Below are 5,030 nucleotides of genomic sequence, written 5' to 3' on the forward strand. Positions count from 1 at the left end.
GAGGGTGAGAACAAGCCGGGCGTACCACAGCGCTTCTTTGTCGCGAGGTGTTCGCGTGCCGGTTGATTTTCAACGGCGGATCGGGGCCATCGCAACCGCTCGCCACAGAGGTCAGCGGGAATTGCTGAAACCTGGTTGCTGCGCTTGACCTTTGGTCGTCTAAACCGCTATACTGGCGGGTCAAATTTTTACTCTTTCAGGAGTCGAACATGTACGCCGTGATTCGCACCGGTGGCAAACAATATCGCGTCGCTGAAGGCGACAAATTGCGCGTCGAAAAGCTCACCGCTGACGAAGGCGCTGACATCGAATTCGACCAGGTGCTGCTGCTCGCCGATGGCGACCAAATTCAGGTCGGCAAGCCCTTCCTGAGCGGCCAAAAAGTTCAGGCCCAGGTGCTTGAGCATGGTCGTGGCAAGAAGGTGAACATTATCAAGTTCCGCCGACGCAAGCATCACCTGAAGCGTCAGGGACATCGTCAATCCTATACCGAAGTTCGCATCACCGGCATCGGCTGAGCGCACCTCTCCGGCTGCATCCAGCCGATTTACTGGAGACCTCGCATGGCACACAAAAAAGCAGGCGGCAGTTCGCGCAACGGCCGCGATTCAGAATCAAAACGCTTGGGCGTGAAGCGCTTCGGCGGACAACAGGTCAACGCGGGCACCATCATCGTGCGGCAGCGTGGCACGCGCTTCCATAACGGCGAAAATGTCGGCTGTGGACGCGACCATACGCTCTTTGCACTCGCCGATGGTGTAGTGCAGTTTCAGGTGAAAGGCCCCAAGAACCGCAAGTTCGTGACTGTGCAACCGGCTGCACCAGTCGCCGCCGGCTGAACGCCTCCGGCGACGCTTCCACTATCGCCACATCTGTTGCCCCTCAAGCCAAGCCCCGTCCACGTACGGGGTTTTTCTATCCCCCTGCCCCTGCGATCACCCCATGAAATTCGTCGACGAGGCCATCATCCGGGTCGAAGCCGGCGACGGCGGTGCCGGTTGTGTCAGCTTCCGGCGCGAAAAGTTTATCCCCAAAGGCGGCCCGGACGGGGGCGATGGCGGCGATGGCGGCAGCGTCTATCTGATCGGCGACAGCGGTCTGAATACCCTGGTCGATTTTCGCCATCAGCGCATGCACCGCGCAGAACGCGGTCGCTCCGGCATGGGACGCAACATGACCGGGCGCTCGGGCGAGGATTTGATCATCCCGGTACCAGTCGGCACTCGGGTGATGGACCAGGACACCGGCGAGCCGATTGGCGAGGTGCTACATGAGGCCGAGCGCCTGCTGGTCGCACGCGGGGGCTTTCATGGCATTGGCAACGCCCGCTATAAATCAAGCACTAATCGCACGCCGCGTCAGTCGACACCCGGCACCGCAGGCGAAAGGCGCACGCTGGCACTGGAGCTGATTCTGCTCGCCGATGTCGGTCTGCTCGGGTTGCCAAATGCCGGCAAGTCGAGCCTGATTCAGCGCATCTCAAGCGCGCGACCCAAGGTGGCGGACTATCCTTTCACCACCCTCTACCCCAATCTCGGTGTGGTACGCGTCTCCGAGCGTCGGCACTTTGTAATGGCCGATATTCCGGGTCTGATCGCTGGCGCCTCCGAGGGCGCCGGGCTGGGCATTCGCTTCCTGAAGCATCTGGAGCGCACCCGCCTGCTGCTGCATCTGGTCGATATTGCTCCACTGCCGGACACCCCTTCCCCGGCTGAACAGGTGCGCACCATTGAGCGTGAGCTGGCTGCTTTCGAGCGTGACCTGAGCGGACGCGAACGCTGGCTGGTGTTGAACAAAATCGACCTGCTCGACGACGCTGCACTGGCCGAGGCACGCGATCAACTCCTTCAGAGCCTCGACTGGTCAGGCCCGCTGTTTTGCATCTCGACCGTCAGCGGCGCCGGCTTGGCTGACCTGACCGCTGCCTTGATGCAGCATCTTGAACGCCTAAGCGTCCCGCCGGCCGAGGCCACCGCAGAGACGGCTTCCGGCGCCGAGGACACCTGGCACCCGCTTGACTAACACCGCATGACCGACGTTCCGCAACATTCGTGTCCGCTTTTCGCGCGCGAGCGCATTCCTGCGATTAAGCGCTGGGTGGTGAAAATCGGCAGCGCGCTGCTAACCGCCAATGGCGAGGGTCTGTCGCCTGACATTCTCGCGCCCTGGATCGCGCAGATCGCGGCACGCCGCCAACAGGGGCATCAGGTGGTACTGGTGTCCTCCGGCGCTGTCGCCCAGGGCATGGTACGCATGGGCTGGCGACAACGCCCGCGCAGCCTGCATGAGCTGCAAGCCGCCGCCGCCATTGGCCAAATGGGTCTGATTCGCGCCTATGAGGATGGCTTCGCACGGCAGGGCCTGCATACCGCACAGATTCTGCTGACCCGCGACGATCTCGCCAACCGCGCCCGCTATCTGAATGCGCGTAGCACCCTGCGAACCCTGCTGTCGCTCGGGGTCATCCCGGTGGTGAACGAGAACGACACGGTTGCCACCGACGAGCTACGCTTTGGCGACAACGACACTCTGGCGGCACTGGTTGCGAATCTGATCGAAGCTGAATTGCTGATCCTGCTGACCGATCAGGAAGGACTGTTCGAGGCCGATCCGCGCCTCCACCCCAATGCGCGCCTGATCAGCGCAACGCGCATTGACGACAGCCGCCTCGACGCCGCCGCTGGCGACAGTCGCTCCGGCCTGGGGCGCGGCGGTATGCTGACCAAGGTCCGCGCCGCGCGCCTGGCTGCGCGCTCCGGCTGCGCGACTGTGATCGCGCCCGGATGCCGCGCCGGAGTGCTGGACGACATTCATCGTGGCACGGACATCGGCACCCTGCTGATGCCAGTGCAGGGTCCACAGGCCGCGCGCAAGCAATGGCTCGCCGGACACCTGCAACCCCGGGGCCGTCTGACCCTCGACGAGGGTGCCGTGCGCGCGCTGCGCGACAAAGGCCGCAGCCTGTTGGCGGTTGGCGTCAAGAGCGTCGCAGGCGACTTCAGTCGCGGCGATCCGGTCGCCTGCGTCGATGCCCAAGGCCGGGAAATCGCCCGCGGCCTGATCAATTATGACGCCCTTGAGACACGCCGTCTGCAAGGCCAGCCAAGCGTCAATTTCGCGGCGATTCTGGGATTTGTTGATGAAGAAGAGCTGATTCACCGGGATAATCTGGTGTTGACCTGACACCGCTTCCTCCCAACTAAATCCTTAGCGTATTCATCATGCTTGCCAGCATCACTCAAAGTCCGTAAGCTTAGTGGCCTGCGGCCGTATAGATCGTCACGCATGTTTGCCCGCAGGGCTGTTGCAAAGTCATCAGATGTTTCCGAGCCAGAGTATTCCAGCCCAGAGTATCCAGCCATGACCACAGATTTCGAGCACGCGCGCTTTAACATGATCGAACAGCAGATCCGCCCCTGGGGCGTGCTGGATGACAAGGTGTTGGGCGTCATGGGCCGGCTGCCACGCGAGCGCTTTGTGCCCGACGCTTATCAGGGGCTGGCCTATGCAGACATCGAAATCCCCATCGGCGAGGGACCGACGCAACGCATGCTGCCGCCCAAGATCGTTGGGCGCTTGTTGCAGGCGTTGGAGATTCAATCCACCGACAGAGTCTATGAGATCGGCACCGGCACCGGCTACATCACCGCCTGCCTGGCGGAACTCGGAGAAGCCGTGCACAGTGTTGAAATCGACACCATACTGGCCGATCAGGCCCGTGAGCGTCTGATTAGCGAGGGCACGCCTGGGCGCATCGAGATCCGGGCGCTGGACGCCTTTGGCATAAAGCAAACCCCGTCATCCTCCGGGGTGACCGAGACGCGGGACATCAGCGCCATGAGCGATACAGCCCCCTTTGGCGCCATCGCGGTAACCGGATCAATACCGACACATACGCCCCTGACGCTGTTGCGCGAGCAGCTGACCGATGGCGGTCGGCTGTTTGCCTTTGTCGGCCAGGCCCCTATCATGGAGGCCGTGCTCATCACACGCCTTGGCGGGGAACGCTACCGCCAGGAATCCCTATTCGAGACCTGCGTGCCCGCGCTGGACAATGCACCGCAGCCTGAAGCTTTCGTCTTCTAAGCTTGACTGCCTGCAGAGCCGTCCACCACATGCAAAGCATCAGCCCCACCGCACTGAGCGAACGTCTCGCCAAGGACGCCGAGCCACCGTTGCTCATTGATGTGCGCGAACCCTGGGAATTCGCCATTTGCCAGATTCCAGGTGCGCGTTTGATTCCGATGCGGAAGATTTCCCAGCAGCACGCGAGCCTGGACCCGACACGGGAAATGGTGATTATTTGCCACCATGGCGTGCGCAGCCTGCAAGTGGCACTCTACCTTGAACAGCTGGGCTACTACACGAAAATCTGCAACCTGCAAGGCGGCATCGCGGCTTGGGCCGAGCAGGTTGATCCAACAATGCCCACCTACTGACTGCCAACCTCCCGAACTTGATTGCGAGGAAACCATCGTCAACTACCCCGGCCTGAAGGCCGGAGCTTGAAAGAGTTCGGTTGACCAGGGAAAGCGGTATCCAACCCGCTACGTTTGTAACAGGTCGTCAAGACCCACTCCGGGATGCTTCCTCAGTCCCGGACACTGGAAGATCAGGATCATGCGGGTGAAAGGCAAAGCGCCGAAGGTTCTGATCGCCGCCGTGAGGCGGGAGCCGGTTGCAGACTGTCCCGAGGGGAGCGAGCCGCAAGGCTCCGTCACCAGGCCCGTAAGGGCAGGAATTGAACATGGCCGTCTTTGTTCTCGACAAACAGAAAAACCCGCTGATGCCGTGCACGGAGAAGCGCGCTCGGCTGTTGCTCCAGCGTGGGCGGGCGGTGGTGGTGCGTCTAGCTCCTTTCACCATTCGGCTCAAGGATCGCATCGGCGGGGCAATTCAGCCACTGCGCCTGAAGCTCGATCCGGGCAGCAAGACCACAGGGATGGCACTGGTGCGCGATGTTGAGCGTATCAACCCCGATACGGGCGAGGTATGCCGAGACGCGCCTGTGCTGTGGTTGGCGGAACTGA

General features: G+C 61.9%; 7 protein-coding genes. All 7 read left to right on the forward strand.

The annotated features are described in order from the left end of the window. The first annotated feature begins 209 nt into the window (after positions 1 to 209). Positions 210 to 518, forward strand: coding sequence for a 50S ribosomal protein L21 (rplU, locus tag CKO36_RS18500; RefSeq protein ID WP_200286384.1), 309 nt, complete (start codon positions 210 to 212; stop codon positions 516 to 518). A 45-nt stretch (positions 519 to 563) separates the two neighbouring features. Then, the gene (gene rpmA, locus CKO36_RS18505; RefSeq protein WP_200286385.1) at positions 564 to 839 is read left to right on the forward strand and encodes a 50S ribosomal protein L27; all 276 of its coding nucleotides are present in this window, start codon (positions 564 to 566) and stop codon (positions 837 to 839) included. A 103-nt stretch (positions 840 to 942) separates the two neighbouring features. Continuing rightward, positions 943 to 2,022, forward strand: coding sequence for an Obg family GTPase CgtA (gene cgtA, locus CKO36_RS18510; RefSeq protein ID WP_200286386.1), 1,080 nt, complete (start codon positions 943 to 945; stop codon positions 2,020 to 2,022). 6 nt (positions 2,023 to 2,028) lie between these two features. Next, the gene (gene proB, locus CKO36_RS18515; protein ID WP_200286387.1) at positions 2,029 to 3,183 is read left to right on the forward strand and encodes a glutamate 5-kinase; all 1,155 of its coding nucleotides are present in this window, start codon (positions 2,029 to 2,031) and stop codon (positions 3,181 to 3,183) included. A 177-nt stretch (positions 3,184 to 3,360) separates the two neighbouring features. Continuing rightward, positions 3,361 to 4,086, forward strand: coding sequence for a protein-L-isoaspartate O-methyltransferase family protein (locus tag CKO36_RS18520; RefSeq protein ID WP_200286388.1), 726 nt, complete (start codon positions 3,361 to 3,363; stop codon positions 4,084 to 4,086). A 29-nt stretch (positions 4,087 to 4,115) separates the two neighbouring features. Continuing rightward, positions 4,116 to 4,439: a rhodanese-like domain-containing protein gene (locus tag CKO36_RS18525; RefSeq protein ID WP_200286389.1), complete on the forward strand. Its 324-nt coding sequence runs from the start codon at positions 4,116 to 4,118 to the stop codon at positions 4,437 to 4,439. A gap of 308 nt (positions 4,440 to 4,747) precedes the next feature. Further along, the coding region (locus CKO36_RS18530) for an RRXRR domain-containing protein (RefSeq protein WP_200286390.1) at positions 4,748 to 5,030 on the forward strand (283 nt) is incomplete at its 3' end.

It is taken from the genome of Rhabdochromatium marinum (genome assembly GCF_016583795.1).
In the GTDB taxonomy this organism is placed as follows: Bacteria; Pseudomonadota; Gammaproteobacteria; order Chromatiales; family Chromatiaceae; genus Rhabdochromatium; species Rhabdochromatium marinum.

Coding starts and splice junctions, on each gene's coding strand:
- rplU (WP_200286384.1), top strand. CDS start 210: ATGTACGCCGTGATTCGCACCGGTGGCAAACAATATCGCGTCGCTGAA.
- rpmA (WP_200286385.1), top strand. CDS start 564: ATGGCACACAAAAAAGCAGGCGGCAGTTCGCGCAACGGCCGCGATTCA.
- cgtA (WP_200286386.1), top strand. CDS start 943: ATGAAATTCGTCGACGAGGCCATCATCCGGGTCGAAGCCGGCGACGGC.
- proB (WP_200286387.1), top strand. CDS start 2,029: ATGACCGACGTTCCGCAACATTCGTGTCCGCTTTTCGCGCGCGAGCGC.
- CKO36_RS18520 (WP_200286388.1), top strand. CDS start 3,361: ATGACCACAGATTTCGAGCACGCGCGCTTTAACATGATCGAACAGCAG.
- CKO36_RS18525 (WP_200286389.1), top strand. CDS start 4,116: ATGCAAAGCATCAGCCCCACCGCACTGAGCGAACGTCTCGCCAAGGAC.